The 18,512-nt window shown below is 66.9% G+C and carries 16 protein-coding genes; 7 read left to right on the top strand and 9 right to left on the bottom strand.

The window, feature by feature from the left end:
• Positions 1 to 10: 10 nt before the first annotated feature.
• A complete protein-coding gene (locus tag H9Q09_RS17325; RefSeq protein ID WP_187392064.1) occupies positions 11 to 1,972 on the bottom strand; it encodes an acetoacetate--CoA ligase in 1,962 nt (653 codons plus the stop codon).
• Positions 1,973 to 2,161: 189 nt separating this feature from the next.
• Between H9Q09_RS17325 and H9Q09_RS22795 the strand changes: the two genes are divergently transcribed.
• Together H9Q09_RS22795 and H9Q09_RS17315 are read left to right on the top strand one after the other, a co-directional pair.
• On the top strand, positions 2,162 to 4,030 hold the full coding sequence (locus H9Q09_RS22795) for an AsmA-like C-terminal region-containing protein (protein ID WP_187392063.1): 1,869 nt from the start codon (positions 2,162 to 2,164) through the stop codon (positions 4,028 to 4,030).
• Positions 4,031 to 4,118: 88 nt separating this feature from the next.
• Positions 4,119 to 5,315, top strand: coding sequence for a hypothetical protein (locus H9Q09_RS17315; protein WP_187392062.1), 1,197 nt, complete (start codon positions 4,119 to 4,121; stop codon positions 5,313 to 5,315).
• Between the two features lie 33 nt (positions 5,316 to 5,348).
• Here H9Q09_RS17315 and H9Q09_RS17310 read toward each other — a convergent pair whose 3' ends face one another.
• The 8 genes from H9Q09_RS17310 to H9Q09_RS17275 form a co-directional block, all read right to left on the bottom strand.
• Positions 5,349 to 6,170: an ABC transporter permease subunit gene (locus tag H9Q09_RS17310; protein WP_024349307.1), complete on the bottom strand. Its 822-nt coding sequence runs from the start codon at positions 6,168 to 6,170 to the stop codon at positions 5,349 to 5,351.
• Between the two features lies 1 nt (position 6,171).
• On the bottom strand, positions 6,172 to 7,134 hold the full coding sequence (locus H9Q09_RS17305) for an ABC transporter permease subunit (RefSeq protein ID WP_155898374.1): 963 nt from the start codon (positions 7,132 to 7,134) through the stop codon (positions 6,172 to 6,174).
• 2 nt (positions 7,135 to 7,136) lie between these two features.
• A complete protein-coding gene (locus tag H9Q09_RS17300) occupies positions 7,137 to 8,282 on the bottom strand; it encodes an ABC transporter ATP-binding protein (RefSeq protein WP_187392061.1) in 1,146 nt (381 codons plus the stop codon).
• Positions 8,283 to 8,392: 110 nt separating this feature from the next.
• Positions 8,393 to 9,475: a polyamine ABC transporter substrate-binding protein gene (locus tag H9Q09_RS17295; protein WP_246716211.1), complete on the bottom strand. Its 1,083-nt coding sequence runs from the start codon at positions 9,473 to 9,475 to the stop codon at positions 8,393 to 8,395.
• Positions 9,476 to 9,624: 149 nt separating this feature from the next.
• Positions 9,625 to 10,137, bottom strand: a complete 513-nt coding sequence (locus tag H9Q09_RS17290) for a GNAT family N-acetyltransferase (protein ID WP_187392059.1) — start codon at positions 10,135 to 10,137, stop codon at positions 9,625 to 9,627.
• A gap of 34 nt (positions 10,138 to 10,171) precedes the next feature.
• A complete protein-coding gene (locus H9Q09_RS17285) occupies positions 10,172 to 10,954 on the bottom strand; it encodes an aspartyl/asparaginyl beta-hydroxylase domain-containing protein (RefSeq protein ID WP_024349312.1) in 783 nt (260 codons plus the stop codon).
• Between the two features lie 143 nt (positions 10,955 to 11,097).
• Positions 11,098 to 12,516 carry a helix-turn-helix transcriptional regulator gene (locus tag H9Q09_RS17280; protein WP_187392058.1) on the bottom strand — a complete coding sequence of 473 codons (1,419 nt, stop codon included), beginning with the start codon at positions 12,514 to 12,516 and terminating at the stop codon, positions 11,098 to 11,100.
• 118 nt (positions 12,517 to 12,634) lie between these two features.
• Complete coding sequence (locus tag H9Q09_RS17275) at positions 12,635 to 12,778, bottom strand: hypothetical protein (RefSeq protein WP_154653355.1); 144 nt, start codon at positions 12,776 to 12,778, stop codon at positions 12,635 to 12,637.
• Between the two features lie 388 nt (positions 12,779 to 13,166).
• Between H9Q09_RS17275 and aceA the strand changes: the two genes are divergently transcribed.
• The 5 genes from aceA to H9Q09_RS17250 all read left to right on the top strand — a co-directional run bounded on the left by aceA (position 13,167) and on the right by H9Q09_RS17250 (position 18,457).
• Entirely contained in the window at positions 13,167 to 14,471 is a 1,305-nt protein-coding gene (gene aceA / locus H9Q09_RS17270; RefSeq protein WP_187392057.1) for an isocitrate lyase, read from the top strand.
• A gap of 179 nt (positions 14,472 to 14,650) precedes the next feature.
• A complete protein-coding gene (locus tag H9Q09_RS17265) occupies positions 14,651 to 14,911 on the top strand; it encodes a hypothetical protein (RefSeq protein WP_024349315.1) in 261 nt (86 codons plus the stop codon).
• Between the two features lie 215 nt (positions 14,912 to 15,126).
• On the top strand, positions 15,127 to 16,668 hold the full coding sequence (locus H9Q09_RS17260) for a glutamine synthetase family protein (protein ID WP_187392056.1): 1,542 nt from the start codon (positions 15,127 to 15,129) through the stop codon (positions 16,666 to 16,668).
• Positions 16,669 to 16,671: 3 nt separating this feature from the next.
• A complete protein-coding gene (locus H9Q09_RS17255) occupies positions 16,672 to 17,955 on the top strand; it encodes an FAD-binding oxidoreductase (protein WP_187392055.1) in 1,284 nt (427 codons plus the stop codon).
• A gap of 112 nt (positions 17,956 to 18,067) precedes the next feature.
• On the top strand, positions 18,068 to 18,457 hold the full coding sequence (locus tag H9Q09_RS17250; RefSeq protein ID WP_024349318.1) for a response regulator: 390 nt from the start codon (positions 18,068 to 18,070) through the stop codon (positions 18,455 to 18,457).
• The last annotated feature ends 55 nt before the right edge of the window (positions 18,458 to 18,512 follow it).

Raw genomic sequence — 18,512 nt, 5'->3', positions numbered from 1 at the left:
CGCTCGCGCCTCAGGTCGTCAGCTCTTCCCGTCCGGCAAATTCCTCCAGCGCTTCCGGGTTGGCGAGCGCTTCCTTGTTCTTCACCGGCCGGCCCTCGACGACTTCGCGCACCGCGAGTTCAACGATCTTACCGGATTTGGTGCGCGGGATGTCCTGCACCTGCAGCACCTTGGCCGGTACATGGCGGGGCGACGCCCCCTCCCGCACGACACTCTTGATCCGCTTGATGAGATCCTCGTCCAAGGTCAGCCCCTCGGCCAGGCGCACGAACAGCACGACGCGAACGTCGTCGTCCCAGGGCTGGCCGATGCAGATTGCCTCGATCACCTCGTCCATCTGCTCGACGACATTGTAGATCTCGGCCGTGCCGATCCGCACGCCCTGGGGATTGAGCGTGGCGTCCGAGCGGCCATGGATGATCATGCCGCCATGCTCGGTCCATTCGGCGAAGTCGCCATGGCACCAGATGCCCGGGAAGCGCGCGAAATAGGCGTCGTGATAGCGCGAGCCGTCCGCATCGTTCCAGAAGCCGATCGGCATAGACGGGAAGGCCTTCGTGCAGACGAGGTCGCCCTTTTCGCCGCGCACCGGCTCGCCGTCGTCGTTCCAGACGTCGGTGGCCATCGCCAGCGCAGGTCCCTGGATCTCGCCCACATAGACCGGCAGCCAGGGCACGCCCATCACGAAGCAGGCGGCGATGTCGGTGCCGCCGGAGACCGAGGCGAGATGCAGATCGGGGCTGATGTCGGAATAGACATATTCGAAGCCCTCCGGCGACAGCGGCGAGCCGGTCGAGGACAGCACCTCGACTGCCGACAGATCGTGGGTCTCGGCCGGCTTCAGGCCGAGCTTGCGCGAGGCGTCGATGAACTTGGCGCTGGTGCCGAAGAAGGTGGCCTTCTCCTCGGCCATGTAGTCGAAGATCACCTCTGGCTTCGGATGGAAGGGCGAGCCGTCGTAGAGCAGCAGTGTCGCGCCCGAGGCGAGCGCCGTGACCAGCCAGTTCCACATCATCCAGCCGCAGGTGGTGAAGTAGAAGAACCGCGCCCCCGGCCGCACGCCGCAATGCAGCTGGTGCTCCTTCAGATGCTGAACCAGCAGCCCGCCCGCGCAATGGACGATGCATTTGGGCACGCCGGTGGTGCCGGAGGAAAACAGGATGTACAGCGGATGCGAGAAGGGCAGCCGCTCATAGGCGATCTCCCTTGGCGCGTAGGGCGCAATGAAGGTGTCTAGCGAAACCCCGCCCGGCGTCGTTGCGGCCACCTCCTCGGCCTTGCCGAGATACGGCACGAGGATGGTTTTCGCAGCGCCCAGCTTGCCGGCGATGGCGGCCAGCTTGTCGGCGATCTCGATGGTCTTGCCGGCGTAGTAATAGCCGTCGCAGGCGATCAGCAGCTTGGGTTCGATCTGGCCGAAGCGGTCGAGGACGCCGCGTTCTCCGAAATCGGGCGAGCAGGACGACCAGACGGCGCCGATGGAGGTCGCCGCGAGCATGGCCGCGATGGTTTCGGGCATGTTCGGCATCATCGCCGCGATCCGGTCGCCGGCCACGATGCCCTCGGCGCGGAACGCTTGGGCGAGCCGTGACACCAGCGCCTCGAGTTCGCGCCAGCTCAGCCGCCGGCGCACCTTGTCCTCGCCGCGAAAAACCAGCGCATCGGCCTCGGGCCGGTCCCTGGCGTGGGCCAGGAGGTTCTCGGCGAAATTCAGCCGCGCTTCGGGGAAGAACCGGTCATCGCGCATCGTGTCACCGGCCACGAGGCTCGGTCCGGTCTTGTCGCCGACGACACCGGTGACATCCCACAGAACGTCCCAGAAGGCCGCCCGGTCATCGACGGACCAGCGGTGCAGCGCCGTGTAATCGGCAAAGTCCCGGCCGGTCCGCGCGCCGGCTTCCTGTGCGAAGCGCGTCAACGGATGCTGCGCCACCCGCGCCGCGTCCGGTTTCCAAAGCAGCCGTCCAGCCATTCCCGCCTCCCAGTGATCGTGCCTTGCTGGTGCCACACCGCCTTGCCATTGGCAACGCTGGCGAAATCGCCGCCGGCGCTCGCCCGTCCACCGCCCGTATCCACATCCGAACGTTCCGTAAGGGCGCGCTCCCTCTGGTTTCGCGCGACGCCTTGGACTAGAACGGCTCGAAAATCTGAAAGGAAATCGGTGGCGCGCAATTTCTCCCTGGACCGGCTCGCGAAACGGGCTGACGCTCCCGGCGGGAGACGGCGGGGAACGAAGCGACTGGCCGCTGCCGGCGTCATTCTCGTCACGCTGCTTCTGACGGCGTTTCTGACCCTCCCGCAGCTGGCGATCGATACCGACGCGGCGCGCGACGACCTTGTCGCGCGGCTCCAGACCATGACCGGCGAGACCGTCACGGTCGAGGGCGACGTCACCTTTTCCCTCCTGCCGCGCACCCGGCTCGTGGCACGGCACGTGCGGATCGGCACGGCCAACGCCTTCACCATCGACACCGTCGTTGCCGATCTCGATGCGGTCGACGCCCTGATCGGCACCGCCTCGATCGCGCGCGTCGTCCTGGTGCGGCCGGAATGGCGCCCGCTTCCCGAGACCGAGCCAGCGTCCAGGACCGCCGAGCCGGTCCTCGTTCCGGCCGCCAACGGCATGGCGGCACCACATCAGGGCGGCCCGCTCGACGGTCCGCGACGTTTGGTGCGCACGCTGCTCGAGCGGTTTCACGATCTGGAAACGCTGGAAATCCGTTCCGGCGTATACCGGCCGCGGGCCGGCGACAGCCGCGCCGGCATCAGCAACGCCAATCTGATCGTGGCGCAGGCCTCCTCCACGTCGGCGATCTACGTGTCCGGCGCCTTCATCTGGAACGGCCAGCCGAGTGAGCTCGATCTCCGCCTTGCCGCCCCCAAGGCGCTGCTGTCCGGAGACCCGAGCGAGGTCCGGATCGCCCTCTCGTCGCCGCCCCTCACCGCCAGCTTCGACGGCGAGGCGACGCTCGATCGCAATGCGACGATCTCCGGCGCGCTGCGCATCGATGCGCCGTCGCTCAGCCGCAGCATCGAATGGCTCGGCGAGTCGCGACCCGACACGCCCGACATCGGCCCGGTCGCCCTCGACGGCACGCTGCTTCTGGCCGGCAGTCGCGCCAATCTGCAGGATACACGCATCACCATTGCCGGCAGCCGCGGCCAAGGCGTGATGGAAGCCGAGTTCGGCGGCGACAAGCCACGGGTGCGGGGCACGCTGGCCTTCCAGACGCTGGATTTCGATCCGTTCACCCGATCCATCGCGCCATTGCCGCGCAACGTCCTCGACTTCAACCGTCCCATCGACCTCGCCTTTGCCGACGAGATCGACCTCGACGTGCGGCTGTCGGCGGCGCAGGCGAATTTCGCGCATGTACCGATGTCCGAGATCGCCGCGGTGGTCGCCCTCGACGACGGGATCGCCAAGCTCGACATCGGCGACGCGCAGGTCTTCGGCGGTCGCGGCCAGGCCAGCCTGACATTCCACTCCACCTCCGAACGCCCGACGGCGACGGGCAGCCTGACCCTCAGCGGGATCGACACCGACGCGTTTCTCGGCGCCCTCGACGTCACCACCCTCGGCGTCGGCGGCCGCTCGGATCTCTCCGTCAGCATGAAGACGCCGGTCAGCGACTGGGAGACCATCATCCGCCATGTCCGCCTGGAGGGTCAGATCAGCGCCCGTGGCGGCGCCATAAGGGGCCTCGATCCGCAGGTCTTCGCGACCCCCGAAGCGCGGCCGCTGCTTGCCGGGACTGCGGGCTCGACGGTGCCCTTCGACACGATGGAACTGGGTCTGTCGGCCGCGGGCCCGCGACTGCGGATCGACGATCTGGCGATCGCCAACGGCGCCGGCCTTCTAACTGCCGTCGGCAGCGTCGCCCTCCATGACGAGGAGATCAGTCTGCGCGGCACCTACAATGCGGATGCGCAGCAGACCGCCTCGGCCGAGCGCGAATTCACCACATCGAAACCGGTTGCGTTCATCCTGCAGGGGCAATGGCCCAACCCGAGCGTCACGACGCGGTAGAGCCCTCCCCGGTCCGCCGACAAGGCGTATGAGGCACCGGTGGCGGCGATCCGCGGGTCCGCGCTCGGCCAGCAACGGACGCTCCGACATGCTTCGCGCACCGCTCATCCTCGTTTCCGCAACCCGCTGCTGGCGGCCGCTCCTGCCCCTCGCCGCCGCGCTGATGCTGTCCGCGGCCGCCCATGCCGCGCCCGCCGCGGATGCCGGGGCGGGCGACCGCCCGGACTGTGCGACGCGCTATCATTCGGCCCTGCAGACCATCCGGACAGGCGCCTTCGCGGCGATCAAGCCGGCCCGCGCCATTGCCTTCAAGGGCGACGATTCGCTTCCCGACGGGCCGATCTTCCGCGCCTCCGCCAAGCGTGGCTCGGCCGAGGCGAAGGCACTGGCGGAAGCCGCCGGCATTGCCCGCAACCGCGGCCGCGCCAGCTGGGTCGGCAGCGCCAACGACCGCTGGATCGCCGATCGCATTGTCACCGATCTCGGCGAATATGTGAGCCAGGGCCCCTCGCCCTATCTGTGCAGCGGCGTGGCCACCTATCTCGAGACGCTGAAGAGCTACATGGACCGCATCGCGACCAGCCCGGCAAAGGCCGCCGGTCACCGTGCCGTCCAGACCGCGGCCTCGCAGGACAGCATCCGGGCCGCATTGGTCGCCATGGGCCCGGTGCCGACGCCCCGCTTCGCGCCGCCGCTGCGCGGCCATCCGCTGGTCTTCGACCTGCGGCAGTCCAAGGGCCTCGAACGGTCCGCGCAGACCGTCGCCTTCGGCCCGCATTTCGACCCGGCGCTGCCGCCGCTGGCGATGGCCGAGACCGCGGGTCCGGCCCTTGAGACCGATGCCGACCGGCTGGCCGTCCTCGACATGCTGGTCGACACTGCCCGGACCAACGGCTTCCTGGCCGCACCTTCAGCCCTCGCCAAGACGGCCGAAGACCCGGTTGCGGGCGCCCGGCCGAAGGCAGATCCGGCGACCACCGGCGCCATCGGCGGCGAGCGCGCGAAACGCCCGGTTCTGGCTCGTCTGGAAACGCTGCAGCCGCTGGTCGTCGGCCGCTCGGCGGAGATCGGCGACGCGCTGGTGCGCAGCGCCCTGACCGAAGCCTTCGCCGATATCGAGGCGCTCGACCATCTCGCCCACCGGCCGCGTGGCGGTTACGACCCGATGCTCGCCGCCATCGCCGCCACCATGGACGCGATCACCACGGCGCATGGCGAAGCCTGCGACTGCACCGGCGCCAACATGGCCGCCGCCACCGCCGACGCGGCATCCGCGAATCGCTGAGCCTGTCTAACCGCCGCCCGGACCGCCGGCAGGTCAGCCGGCGGTCGCCGCCAGATGGGCGTCACGGGCCTTCTGCACCTCGCGGCGCTTGTTGAGGATCGCCGCGATGATGACGCCGACCGAGACCACGGCGATCAACAGCGTGCAGACGGCGTTGATCTTCGGCGTCACGCCCAGACGCACCTGGCTGTAGATCTTCATCGGCAGCGTTGTCGCGCCCGGCCCCGAGGTGAAGCTGGCGATGACCAGGTCGTCCAGCGACAGGGTGAAGGCGAGCATCCAGCCGGCGGCGACGGCCGGCCAGATCACCGGCATGGTGATCAGGAAGAAGGTCTTCCATGGCGGGCAACCGAGATCCTGCGCCGCCTCCTCGAGGCTGCGGTCGAAGCTGATCAGCCGCGACTGCACGACCACCGCGACGAAGCACATCGAGAAGGTGATGTGGGCGATGGTGACGGTCCAGAAGCCGCGGTCGAAATCCATCGCCACGAACAGAAGCAGCAGCGACAGGCCGGTGATCACCTCCGGCATGACCAGCGGCGCATAGACCATGCCGGCAAAGAGCAGCCGGCCGCGGAAATCGAAGAAGCGCACCAGCGTCGTCGCCGCCAACGTGCCGAGGATCGTCGCGACGCTGGCCGACAGCAGCGCCACGCGCAGCGTTACCCAGGCCGCGTCGAGCAGCGCCTGGTCGTTCCACAATTCGCGGTACCAGACGGTCGAGAAACCGGCCCAGACCGTGACCAGCCGCGAGGCGTTGAAGGAGTAGATCACCAGGAGAAGGATCGGCAGGTACAGGAAGGCGAAACCGAACACGACCGAGACGATGTTGAAGGGCGACCAGTTCCGCGTCACGTCAGCCGTTCCCCGTTGTCTTGGCCTGTGCCCGCTGGAACCAGACGATCGGTAGTACCAGCACGATCAGGAGCAGGATCGCCACCGCCGAGGAGACCGGCCAGTCGCGATTGGAGAAGAACTCGTTCCACAGGGTCCGGCCGATCATCAGCGTGCGCGAGCCGCCGAGGAGATCGGGAATGACGAACTCGCCCACTGCCGGAATGAAGACCAGCATGATCCCGGCCAGCACACCCGGCCGCGACAGCGGGAAGGTGATCGTCCAGAACGCCTTGACCGGCGGACAGCCGAGATCGTTGGCCGCCTCGATGAGGCGGTAGTCCATCCGCTCCAGCGACGCGTAGATCGGCAGCACCATGAAGGGCAGGTAGGAATAGACGATGCCGATATAGACGGCGATATTGGTGTTCATGATGACCAGCGGATCGGAGATCACGCCGAGCCACATCAGGAACTGGTTGAGGAGCCCGTCGGTCTTCAGGATGCCGATCCAGGCATAGACGCGGATCAGGAAGCTCGTCCAGAACGGCAGGATGGTCAAAAGGATCAGCACCGGCCGCAGGCCACCCGGCGCCCGCGCGATGCCGTAGGCCAGCGGATAACCGATCAGCAGCGTGATCGCCGTGGCGATCCCGGCGATCTGCAGGCTCGACAGATAGGAATTGATGTAGAGCGGGTCCGACGTCAGCCAGACATAATTGTCGATCGTGAACTGCTGGAGATTGTCCCAGAAGGTCGACAAATTCTCCAGCGAGAAGGACGGCACATAGGGCGGCTGCGCCAGCGCGATCTGCGACAGCGAGATCTTGAAGACGATCAGGAACGGCGCCAGGAAGAACACCAGCAGCCAGACGAAGGGTACGCCGACGACGAGGCTGCGATAGAGCCGCGCGCCGCGGCTGCGCAGCTTGTCCCGTGCAGGTTCCGGTGGCGCGTCGGCCGGGATCAGGGGTTCCACCGCCATGGCTAGCCGGCCAGGACGATGCCGGAATCCGGCGCGAAGGTCAGCCAGACCGCCTCGTCATAGCCGATCTGCTCGGACGCCCCGCGGACCGAATTGAGCGTCGCGGCGCGCACGATGTCGCCGCTCTCCAGCCGGACGTTGAACAGGGTCATGTCGCCGAGATAGGCGATGTCCCAGATTTCGCCGTGGAGCGCATTGATCGACACGTCCGCCGGCTTCTGCCGCGACAGCCGCATCTTCTCCGGCCGAATGGCGAAGAACGCCTCGGCACCGGTGGCGAGATCGCCGGACGTCTCCGCCTCGATGATCACGCCGCTGGTGGTGGCGATCCGGGTCGTGCCGCCGACCCTGCTTTCGATCGTTCCGCCGAGGATGTTCACCGACCCGATGAAATCCGCCACATAACGCGTGGCCGGCGCCTCGTAGATGATCTCGGGGGTGGCGACCTGGACGATGCGCCCCTGGTCCATGACGGAGATCCGGTCGGCCATGGTCATGGCCTCTTCCTGGTCGTGGGTCACGATCAGGAAGGTCAGGCCCATTTCCTGCTGCAGATCCATCAGCTCGAACTGGGTCTCCTCGCGCAGCTTCTTGTCGAGCGCGCCCAGCGGCTCGTCGAGGAGCAGTACCTTCGGCCGCTTGGCCAGCGAGCGGGCGAGCGCCACGCGCTGCTGCTGGCCGCCGGACAATTGCTGCGGCTTGCGCGCGGCGAAGCCGTCGAGCTTGACCAGCTTCAGCATCTCGGCGACGCGGTCGTCCCGCTCCGACTTCGCCATCCCGTCCTGCTTCAGGCCGAAGGCAATGTTGCCGGCGACGTCCATATGGGGAAACAGCGCGTAGCTCTGGAACATCATGTTGACCGGACGGCGATGCGGCGGAATGCCGATCAGGCTCTGGCCGTCGAGGCGCACGTCGCCCTCGCTTGGCTCTTCGAAGCCGCCGAGCATGCGCAACAGGGTGGACTTGCCGCAGCCGGAGGGCCCGAGCAGCGCGTGGAACTCGCGCCGGTAGATGCCGAGCGACAGGTCGTCGACAGCCTTGAACTCGCCGAAGCGCTTGGTGACGCGATCGAACTCGATAACCGGCGACTGCGTCGCGTCGGCCCAGGGCGCGAAGCTGCGACGGATGTTGCCGAGGGATTTCTGCACCGTCGCCACCTCGTCCGTGAATCGACCCGTTGCACCGCCCGGTGATCATGGCGATGGCCCGCCCCCGGCCAAGGGCCGGAAGCGGGTGCGCTCATGTCGGGCGAAGCGCCTTACTGACCGGTCTGGACCGTCGTGAAGGCGCGGTTGATGAGCCGCTGCGTGCGGGCGTCGTAGGCTTCCTTGGTGTAAAGATTGGCGAGAACATCGTCGCTCGGATACACCGCCGGATCGTTGATGATCGCGTCATCGACGAATTCCTGGCTGGCCTTGTTGCCATTGGCATAGACGACGTAATTGGTCGCCTTGGCGATGACCTCGGGGCGCATCAGGTAGTCGATGAAGGCGTGGGCGTTCTCCGGATGCGGCGCGTCGGCCGGGATCGCCAGCTGGTCGAACCACATGCGGGCGCCTTCCTTGGGGATCGAATAGGCGATCTCGACGCCCTGCCCGGCTTCGGCCGCGCGGTCGCGGGCCTGGAAGATGTCGCCCGAATAGCCGTAGCCGACGCAGATGTCGCCATTGGCCAGTGCGTTGATGTATTCCGACGAATGGAACTTGCGCACGAACGGGCGCACCTTCAGCAGCATCTCCTTGGCCTGCTCGATCTCGCCCGGATCGGTCGAGTTCGGATCAAGGCCGAGATGGTTGAGTGCCGCCGGCATCACCTCGGTCGGTGCGTCGAGCATCATGATTCCGCAATCGGCCAGCTTCTCGGCATATTGCGGATCGAAGATCAGGTCCCAGGAATCGGTCGGCGGATTGTCGATCCGCTCCTCGACCATCTTCTTGTTGTAGCCGATACCGGTGGTGCCCCACATGTAGTTGACGGAATAGTCGTTGGCGTCGCCATATTCGCCGACGCGATCGCTGATCACGTCCCACATCTTGTCGAGATTGCTCAGCTTCGACTTGTCGAGCTTCTGGATCAGGCCGGCCTCGATCTGGCGGACCAGATATTCGGAGGACGGCACGACGACGTCGTAGCCGCTGCCGCCGGCAAACAGCTTGGTGTCGAGGATGTCGTTGGAATCATAGACGTCGTAGACGACCTTGATCCCGGTCTCCTCGGTGAAGTCCGCCAGGATGGAATCGTCGATATAGTCCGACCAGTTGTAGACATTGACGACCTTCTCTTCCTGAGCGGTCGCCGTTCCGGCGCCTATGGCAAGGGTCGCGGCAGCAGCCCCCAGCATCGCGATCAGTCGTGTCATTCGGTCAGGACCTCCATAAGATGTGTATCGGAAGCGGGCGTCGTCCCCGCCGGGTGTCGGCGCCAAGTTAAGAACATCGGCGCGCCAATTCCTAGCCCTTGCGCGCCCTTCCGGCGTGTTGCCGGGCCGCTTCATCTCTCGCGTGGGCGGATCATGAAGCGCGCGTCGCTGCCATAGTCCGCAAGGGCCCCGGCCGGCAGCGTGTCCGACGCATCGACGAAGCCGAAGCGGGCCCAGAAGGGCACCGTGCCGTAGACCGAGACCAGCGCCGCCGACGGATAGGACGCGGCCTGTTCGAGCAGCAGTTCGACACCCGGCGCAGCCAGGCCCTGCCCGCGCATTTCGGGCGCCACCACCACGTCGTGGATGAAGAACCGGTCGGCCGGCGTCGGCAGCGTGCCAAGCAGCGTGTTCAGCTTGGGTGGCGGGCCCTGTGTCCAGGGATGGGCGAGCGTGTAACCGCAGACGATGCCGGCCGGATCGGCGAGAACGAGGCAACCTGCCGGACAGAGATTCAGGCGATCGGTGAACACCGCCTCCTCCTCCGGCAATCCGGGGTGGACCCGGTCGGCGAGCGCGATCGCGGCGCGCAGATCGGAGCGCGCCATGGGGCGCCACCGGGCCGTGTCGTTCCGCGCCGTCATCTACATGCCGTCCTGTCCCGCAGCCGGTCGCTGGTCAGCGGTGCTTCGTGCCTTCGCCGTAGAACAGCTTTTCCCAGGCCTTGTGGGCCTTGTAGCCCTCGCGGATGAAGGGCGTGAAGACTGCCATGTTGAGGACCGCCTTGTTGGTCGTCTTGGCCGGCTGCTTCAGCGGCTTCTCGAAATCGACGAACAGCACCACCCGCACCTTGTCGGAATGGTTCCAGGCCTCGTGCTCATAGGCGTCGTCGAAGATCAGCGCCTTGCCCTCTTCCCAGTGGCAGGTGCGGTCGGCGACCCGGATGCCGATCTTGTCCGGCTCGTCGGGGACCAGCAGGCCGAGATGGAAACGCAGGACGCCGTTATACGGACCGCGATGCGGCGGCAGGTGCTTGCCCGGCTCGAAGATCGAGAACATCGCCGATTTCATGCCGGGGATCTTCTGCAGGATGCGCCAGGTCTCGGGACACTGGCGGATCGCCTCCTCCGACTTGATACCGTAGCCGCACAGGAAGAAAGTCTTCCAGTTCTGGTCCGACGAGATCGAGCGCACCTCCGACGAGATCTCGTGGAACGCCGGCAACTCGCCCTTGCGCACCAGGACATTGTCCAGTTCGGCGCGGATCGCCTTCCACTCGGCCTCGACCTCGCGCGCCCATGGAAAGTCATCGGTCTCGAAGACCGGCGGATTGCCGACGGCCGAATGCTTCAGATTGAGCTTCTCGGCGCCATCGACGAGCCGCTGTACCGAGCGTGCGACGAAGCCGTCGCGGGTCATCGTATCGTCCAGACCTTCGGTCTTCTGCTTCTGCTGGCTCACAGGCTTGTCTTTCGTTGTGTTCGCATTCCCGCCGGCCACCGCCGGGCGATGTCCGCCTTCGCCGCAGGTCGCCGCGCTCGCCCGCTAATTGTGACGGTACGCTGACACCTGCAAGGGCGCGTCGCGCTGCATCTGGCCCCTGTTCACTGGAAATCAAATGCCGACAGGCCGGTGACCATTTCGTCGAGCCCCAGCGGGCGGGTCAGCGGCGGCTCGGCGCGGGCAAGGCACGCCTGCCGCTCGCACAGCCGGCAGGCCGGGCCGATGCCGACCGTGGCGGGCTTCGTGCCCAGATGCCGGCCATAGACCGTCTCGTCCTTGTAGCCGATGTCGCAGCCGATCAGGATGGCCGTCCGCCGCGGACGCTCGGCAAAGCCGGCCTGCAGCCCTTCCAGCGTCCGAGCGACGAGCAGGAACTCGGCGCCGTCGGGCATTTCGGCGCTCTCGACCAGGATCTGCCCCGGCTGGGCGAAGGCCGCGTGGATCGGCAGCTTGGGACACCCGCCGCCGAAGCGCTGCACCGGAAAGCCGCGGGCGCCGGCCCGTCGGAACCGGTTGCCGGCATTGTCCACCTCGAGCAGGAAGAACGGCACGCCCGGCGCGCCTTGGCGCTGCAGCATGGTGAGCCGGTTGGCGGCCTGCTCGAAGGACACCTGGAAGCGGCCGCGCAGGACATCGATGTCGTAAGCCGAGCGCTCGGCGGCGGCCTGGAAGGCGGCATAGGGCATCATCAGCGCATGGGCGGCGTAGCGCAGCAGCTCGAACCGCGCCAGCCGCCGCGCCTCGTCGCTGGTAAAGGCGAAAGTTGCGGCCTCCGCCGAGACCACCTCGCCGAAGGCCAGGAGGCAGGATTCCAGCGCTACCTCGCGCAGCCGGTCGGCCGGGGCGAGACGCTCGGACAGGAACAGCCGGCGCGAGTGCCGGTCGAAGCGACGACGCCAGTTCGGCATGGTCTGCACCGGCAGCACCCGCACGGAAATGTCGTGCTCCTTGCGCAGCCAGGTCTTCAGCGCCCCCATCAGGTCGTCGCCGGCGGCCAGCGTCTGGTGCAGGGCCTCGGCGGCAGTTTCCAAAGCAGCAAAATAGTTCGGCCGGGTCTCGAACACCTCGCGGACCTCGTCGATCGGCAGCCGCGCGCCGGCCAGACCTGTGCCGCGCCCCTCCCGCGCCAGGAGATCGGACAGGTCGGAGAGCCGCCCGTGCTGCTCGCGATAGGCGCGATAGAGCTTGATCACGCCGGCCGCCGCGTTCGGCGCGGCTTCGGCGATCTCCAGAAGCTCCTGCTCACCGGGAAGTTCGCCAGCGAGCAGCGGGTCGGAGAAGACCCCGCGCAATTCGGCGACGGAGCCCTGCTGCTCGCCCCGCAGATCGCCGATGTCGACCTCGTAGGTCTGCGACAGCTTGAGGATGAGCTGCACCGTCAGCGGGCGCTGATTGCGTTCGATGAGGTTCAGATAGGACGGCGAGATGCCGAGTTCCTCGGCCATCGCGGTCTGGGTCAGGCCGAGACCGTTGCGGATGCGGCGAATGCGCGGCCCGGCGAAGATCTTGTTCTCGGCCATCAGGCGCCTCGCGGGAAGAAAGAGCGCGCTGGATCGTCAGGGGCCAAGGAATCGTCAGGGGTAAGGGAGTGGAAGGGGTGCGACCGGGTGCGCCGGCCACTCCGTGCGAAACGGCCGTTCAGGCGCCCAGATGCGTGCCGCCGCCCTGCATGCGACGCAGGCAGGCAGGGCCCGGTCCGCGCATGTAGTGACGCTCGGGATGGTAGGCCGCCAAAGCGTTGCTCAGGCCCAGAAGACGCAAAACCACACGCACCGCACTCATCGTCCGCTCCAAATCTCGACCGGTCGTCCGCCGACAATTGGCAGCATGACCGGGAAAGGTTTCGATTGATGGAATCCAAGGCGATATTGTGTTGGTGGATCATGTCTTTCACGAAAATCCATACCCCTGTGACGCCACAGCAACGGCTTTGAGCGCCCTGCGCCGACGGCCGCGGGCGACCGCAATGCGCCATCCCGGCCTATGACAATTTTTACATCGTGACAATCGCAGTCTGTGAAGGTCCTGACAAGACGACCCGAATAAGCCTGCGATCCGACCGCCCGGCGCTTCTCAGCACATATCGGCAATGTCATGTCTCTCCCCAGGCGCTGCCAGTCGCTTGTCACAGTCGCATCGGCGGCCGGAATTCAGGAGAGGATCGACCACCATGACCGATTTTTACAATCTCGTCCCGTCTGCCCCCGAAGGCCGCTTCGACAATGTCGAGCGCAACTACACGCCCGAGGACGTCCAGCGCCTGCGCGGTTCGGTCCAGATCCGCTACACGCTGGCCGAAAACGGCGCCAACCGGCTCTGGGAGCTGGTCCACTCGGAAGACTTCGTCAATTCGCTGGGCGCGATGACCGGCAACCAGGCCATGCAGCAGGTCCGCGCCGGCCTGAAGGCGATCTACCTCTCCGGCTGGCAGGTCGCCGCCGATTCCAACACCGCCTCGTCGATGTATCCGGACCAGTCGCTCTATCCGGCCAATGCCGCGCCCGAGCTCTGCCGCCGCATCAACCGCACCCTGCAGCGCGCCGACCAGATCGAGCATGCCGAAGGCGCGAAGTCCGTCGACACCTGGTTCGCCCCGATCGTCGCCGACGCAGAGGCCGGCTTCGGCGGCCCGCTCAACGCCTTCGAGATCATGAAGGCCTTCATCGAGGCCGGCGCCGCGGGCGTGCATTTCGAGGACCAGCTCGCGTCCGAGAAGAAGTGCGGCCATCTGGGCGGCAAGGTGCTGATCCCCACCCAGGCGCATATCCGCAACCTCACCGCGGCGCGGCTGGCGGCCGACGTGATGGGCGTGCCCTCGCTGGTGATCTGCCGCACCGACGCCGAGGCGGCCAAGCTGATCACCTCGGACATCGACGAGCGCGACCAGCCCTATGTCGATTATGACGGCGGCCGCACGCCGGAAGGCTTCTACCGGGTCAAGAACGGCCTCGAGCCCTGCATCGCCCGGGCGATCGCCTGCGCGCCCTATTCGGACCTGATCTGGTGCGAGACCTCCAAGCCCGACCTCGAACAGGCCCGGCGCTTCGCCGAGGCGGTGAGGAAGGAGCATCCGAACCAGCTTCTCGCCTACAATTGCTCGCCGTCCTTCAACTGGAAGAAGAACCTCGACGACGCGACCATCGCCAAGTTCCAGCGCGAGCTGGGAGCCATGGGCTACAAGTTCCAGTTCATCACCCTGGCCGGCTTCCACCAGCTGAACCACGGCATGTTCGAACTGGCCCGCGGCTACAAGGATCGGCAGATGGCCGCCTATTCGGAGCTGCAGGAAGCCGAGTTCGCCTCCGAGGCCGACGGCTACACGGCGACGAAGCACCAGCGCGAGGTCGGCACCGGCTATTTCGATGCCGTCTCCATGGCCATCACCGGCGGCCAGTCCTCGACGACCGCCATGGGCGAATCCACCGAGAGCGCGCAGTTCAAGAAGGACCAGCATCTCAGCGTGGCAGCCGAGTAACCCCTCGCGCAAGTCGGTTGGCCAACCTCCGGCCCCTTGCGCAAACGGAGCGGGACACGCGCGGGAGTTTCTCTTCCCGCTTCCGCGGCCCCCAGTCTCCCGCTCCCCCGGAACGCTCCCCCGAGCGGCGTTCCGGGACCCCACGACACCGACATGACGATCAACCAAGGAGACAGACGATGAGTGCAGTCGCTATCGACGAAAGCCGCCCCCGCACCCGCGTCAAGGAGCGGGCCGAGGAGCAGTCCTCTTCCATGGACGAGGCCCAGCAGGCCGCGATCCGCATGCTGGCCAACGACCTTCACCGGCTGAACCAATCCGTGATGAAGGCGGTCGAGGCCGGCGTCTCCGTCGAGCTCGTGCGCTCCGCCCGCCACCATTCCGGCAACGGCAATTGGGGCGATCTGCTGATCCCGGTCGTGGTCAAGACCGGGGGCTGAGCGCCCGGCGGGCGCCCACAGAAAGGTGCCTTCCGAAATCACCCAAGCGGCGCCCGTTCCCTGCACAGCCTGGGAGCGGGCGCTTTGCGTCGGGGATGCGGGGCTGATCATCGCCGCAGCGGGCATCCCCGCGCGGGCCCCGCCTTCCCTCACCCCCGTCCGGCGGGCTACACTCCGGCCCAATCCGCCCGAGAGGCGCTTCCCCGCAGGATGGCATGACCAGCACGAAACCTCCGAAATCGCCGCGTCCGAGCGGACCCGCACGGATCGATTACGGCCGCAAGACCGGCCGCGTCGGCGGCAACGAGGCCAGCGCCGTGAAGGGCGCGCCGAACGCCAAGCGCGATCCCGCCCCGGTCAAGGTACCGGCGAATGACGGCGCCCATCTCGAGTCCAAGCGCGGCGTCGCCTCCATGCACGAGGCCTCGGGCTGGCTCGCCGCGCGCGGCATCGACGATCTGGAATGCATCACCCCGGACCTGGCGGGTGTGGCCCGCGGCAAGATGATGCCGGCCAAGAAATTCACCGCCAACACCTCGCTGGCACTGCCCTCGGCGCTGTTCATGCACACGATCTCCGGCGAGTATCCCGAGGAGAGCGGCGAGTTCCGCTATTCGCCCGGCGACGGCGACCTCAAGCTCGTGCCGGACCTCTCCACCCTGTGCCGGGTGCCATGGGAAAGCGACCCGACCGCCCAGGTGATCTGCGACCTCGTCGACCAGAACGGCGTCGCCGTCGGCTACACGCCGCGCAACGTCCTGAAGCGCGTGATGGCGCTCTATGACGCCAGGGGCTGGAAGCCGGTCGTCGCACCGGAGATCGAATTCTACCTCGTCTCCAAGAATGTCGATCCGGACTATCCGCTGGTGCCGCCGATCGGCCGCTCAGGCCGGCAGATCCAGTCGGGCCAGTCCTATTCCATCGGCGGCGTCAACGAATTCGACGAGTTGATCGACGACATCTACGACTATTCCGACGCGCAGGGGCTGGAGATCGACACGCTGATCCACGAGGAGGGCGCCGCCCAACTCGAGATCAATCTGCGCCATGGCGACCCGCTGGAGCTCGCCGACCAGGTCTTCATGTTCAAGCGCACCATCCGCGAGGCGGCGCTCGGCCAGGACATCTACGCCACCTTCATGGCCAAGCCCATTCAGGGGCAGCCAGGCTCGGCCATGCACATCCACCAGTCGGTGATCGACAAGGAAACCGGCCGCAACGTCTTCTCCAACGAGGACGGCTCGGCCTCCGACCTGTTCTTCGCCTTTCTCGGCGGCATGCAGCGCTACGTGCCGGCGGCGCTGATCATGATGGCGCCCTATGTGAACTCCTATCGCCGCCTGACCTACGGCATGGCCGCGCCGACCAACACGGCCTGGGGCTACGACAACCGCACCACCGCCTTCCGGGTGCCGACCTCGGACGCTGCCGGCCGCCGCGTCGAGAACCGCCTGCCCTCTTCCGACACCAATCCCTATCTCGCCATCGCGGCCTCACTCGCCTGCGGCTATCTGGGCATGGTCAACAACCTCACGCCCGAGGGTCCGACCGACCGGACCGTCAACGAGGACGGCGTCATCTCGCTGCCCCGCGGGCTCCTGGAAGCCCTGGCGATCTTCGAGGCCGAGAAGGATTTCGACACCGTCTTCAGCCCGGAATTCGTCGGCACCTATGCCGGCATCAAGCGCGGCGAGCACGAGACCTTCATGCAGGTGATCAGTCCCTGGGAACGCGAGTTCCTGCTCCTGCAGGTCTGAGCCTTGTCCGCCTATCAGTCTCCCATCGCCCCCGGCCGGTCCTGGTACGAGGACAGTATCGAGCGGCCGACCTATCCGGCTCTGGACGGCAGCCGCAAGGCGGATGTGCTGGTCGTCGGCGGCGGCTTCACCGGCCTGTCGGCGGCGCTGCATCTCGCCCGGACCGGCGTCGACGTGGCGGTACTGGAGGCGCATCGCTTCGGCGATGGCGCCTCGGGCCGCAATGGCGGACAGATGGGCACCGGCCAGCGGCTCTGGCCGATGGAGATCGAGGCAGCCTACGGTTTCGAGCGGTCGAAGGCCCTGTTCGATCTCGCCGAAGAGGCCAAGGCCCATCTGACCGAGTTCATCACCGCCAACGGCATCGACGCCGACTACCGCGAAGGCCAGCTTTCGGTCGTCCACAAGCGCCGTTACCTGAAGGATTACCGCGCCCAGGTCGAGGACCTGACGACCCGCTACGCCTATCCCCATGTCAGCTTCATGGATGCCGACGAGACCGCCGACCGGCTCGGCTCGCGCCGCTATTTCGGCGGCATTCGCGACACCGGCACCGGCCATATCAACCCGATGAAGCTGGTCGTCGGCAGCGCCCGGGTCGCGGCGGAAGCCGGGGCGCAGCTCTTCGAGAACAGCCATGTCGAGCGGCTCGACCGGCGCGATGGCCGGATCGTCGCCGTCACCGCCCACGGCGAGGTCAGCGCCGAGCGCGTCCTGATCGCCACCAATGCCTATGGCGGGGGCCTCGACCCGCAGGTCGACGCCCATGTCATGCCGATCGGCTCCTTCATCGGCGCGACCGAGCCGCTTGCCGACCCCGACGCGGTGCTGCCCGGCGGCGAATCCTGCGACGATTCCCGTTTCGTCGTGCGCTATTTCCGCAAGAGCGGCGACGGCCGCCTGCTCTTCGGCGGCCGCGAGGCCTACACCTCCGCCACCGGTGACATCGGCCGGCACATCCGCAAGCAGATCGCCGAAGTCTATCCGCATCTGGCCGATGTGCGCCTCAGCCACGCCTGGGGCGGCTCGGTCGGCATCACCATGGAGCGCCTGCCCTATGTGCGCAGCCTGGCGCCGGGGATCACCACCATCGGCGGGTTTTCGGGACATGGCGTCATGCTCGCGAACTTCGCCGGCCGCCTCTATGCCGAGCGCGTCAACGGCAATCGCGACCGCCTCGCCGACTTCGAGGCGCTGCGCATTCCCGCCTTTCCGGGCGGCCGGCGACTGCGCGCGCCGCTGCTTTTCCTCGCAATGACCTGGTTTTCCCTGCGCGACCGCTTCTAAAACCCGGCTCGCGCGACATATTCGGATCGTGCGCGGCGGGACCCTTCGCCCGCAGCCGGCAGGCAGGCAGCCCAACCGACGCACCATGACGGCCCCAGGAGCAGACGACACGATGCCAGATCTCGACATTCTCAAGGGCCGCACGGGGCTGATCGTCGAGGACAACATGATCATCGCGCTCGATGCCGAGCAATTGCTGCTCGACAACGGCATGGCGCGGATCCTGACCGCCGCGAATGTCGCCGAGGCGCTGCGGCTGATCGAGGCCGAGACGATCGATGTCGCGCTGCTCGACGTCAATCTCGGTTCGGAGACCAGTTTTGCGCTGATCGCGCCGCTGAATGCGCGGAGCGTGCCCTACATCTTTGTCACCGGCTACGGCGAGAATCTCGATCTTCCGCCGGAAGCCGGCGCCAGCGAAGCGATCAACAAGCCCTATGACGACGTTCGCATGCTGGAGGCGGTCACACGGGCCTTTGCCAGGCGCGAGGCCGCGGCCTGAGCGCCCGGCGCGAATGATCTTCGCCGGCCCACCGCGGCTATGGAATAATTCAATC

The sequence above is a fragment of the Aurantimonas sp. DM33-3 genome, from assembly GCF_014334315.1.
In the GTDB taxonomy this organism is placed as follows: domain Bacteria; phylum Pseudomonadota; class Alphaproteobacteria; order Rhizobiales; family Rhizobiaceae; genus Aurantimonas; species Aurantimonas coralicida.
Note: the sequence above shows the minus strand (reverse complement) of the source record. Positions and strands in the feature narration are given on the sequence as shown.

Bases quoted from the DNA above. Each gene is read 5' to 3' on its own strand.
- H9Q09_RS17260 (WP_187392056.1), top strand. From the start codon at position 15,127: ATGACCAGCACGAAACCTCCGAAATCGCCGCGTCCGAGCGGACCCGCA.
- H9Q09_RS17315 (WP_187392062.1), top strand. From the start codon at position 4,119: ATGCTTCGCGCACCGCTCATCCTCGTTTCCGCAACCCGCTGCTGGCGG.
- H9Q09_RS17275 (WP_154653355.1), bottom strand. From the start codon at position 12,778: ATGAGTGCGGTGCGTGTGGTTTTGCGTCTTCTGGGCCTGAGCAACGCT.
- H9Q09_RS17305 (WP_155898374.1), bottom strand. From the start codon at position 7,134: ATGGCGGTGGAACCCCTGATCCCGGCCGACGCGCCACCGGAACCTGCA.
- H9Q09_RS17290 (WP_187392059.1), bottom strand. From the start codon at position 10,137: ATGACGGCGCGGAACGACACGGCCCGGTGGCGCCCCATGGCGCGCTCC.
- H9Q09_RS17250 (WP_024349318.1), top strand. From the start codon at position 18,068: ATGCCAGATCTCGACATTCTCAAGGGCCGCACGGGGCTGATCGTCGAG.
- aceA (WP_187392057.1), top strand. From the start codon at position 13,167: ATGACCGATTTTTACAATCTCGTCCCGTCTGCCCCCGAAGGCCGCTTC.
- H9Q09_RS17295 (WP_246716211.1), bottom strand. From the start codon at position 9,475: ATGCTGGGGGCTGCTGCCGCGACCCTTGCCATAGGCGCCGGAACGGCG.
- H9Q09_RS17325 (WP_187392064.1), bottom strand. From the start codon at position 1,972: ATGGCTGGACGGCTGCTTTGGAAACCGGACGCGGCGCGGGTGGCGCAG.
- H9Q09_RS17280 (WP_187392058.1), bottom strand. From the start codon at position 12,516: ATGGCCGAGAACAAGATCTTCGCCGGGCCGCGCATTCGCCGCATCCGC.
- H9Q09_RS17265 (WP_024349315.1), top strand. From the start codon at position 14,651: ATGAGTGCAGTCGCTATCGACGAAAGCCGCCCCCGCACCCGCGTCAAG.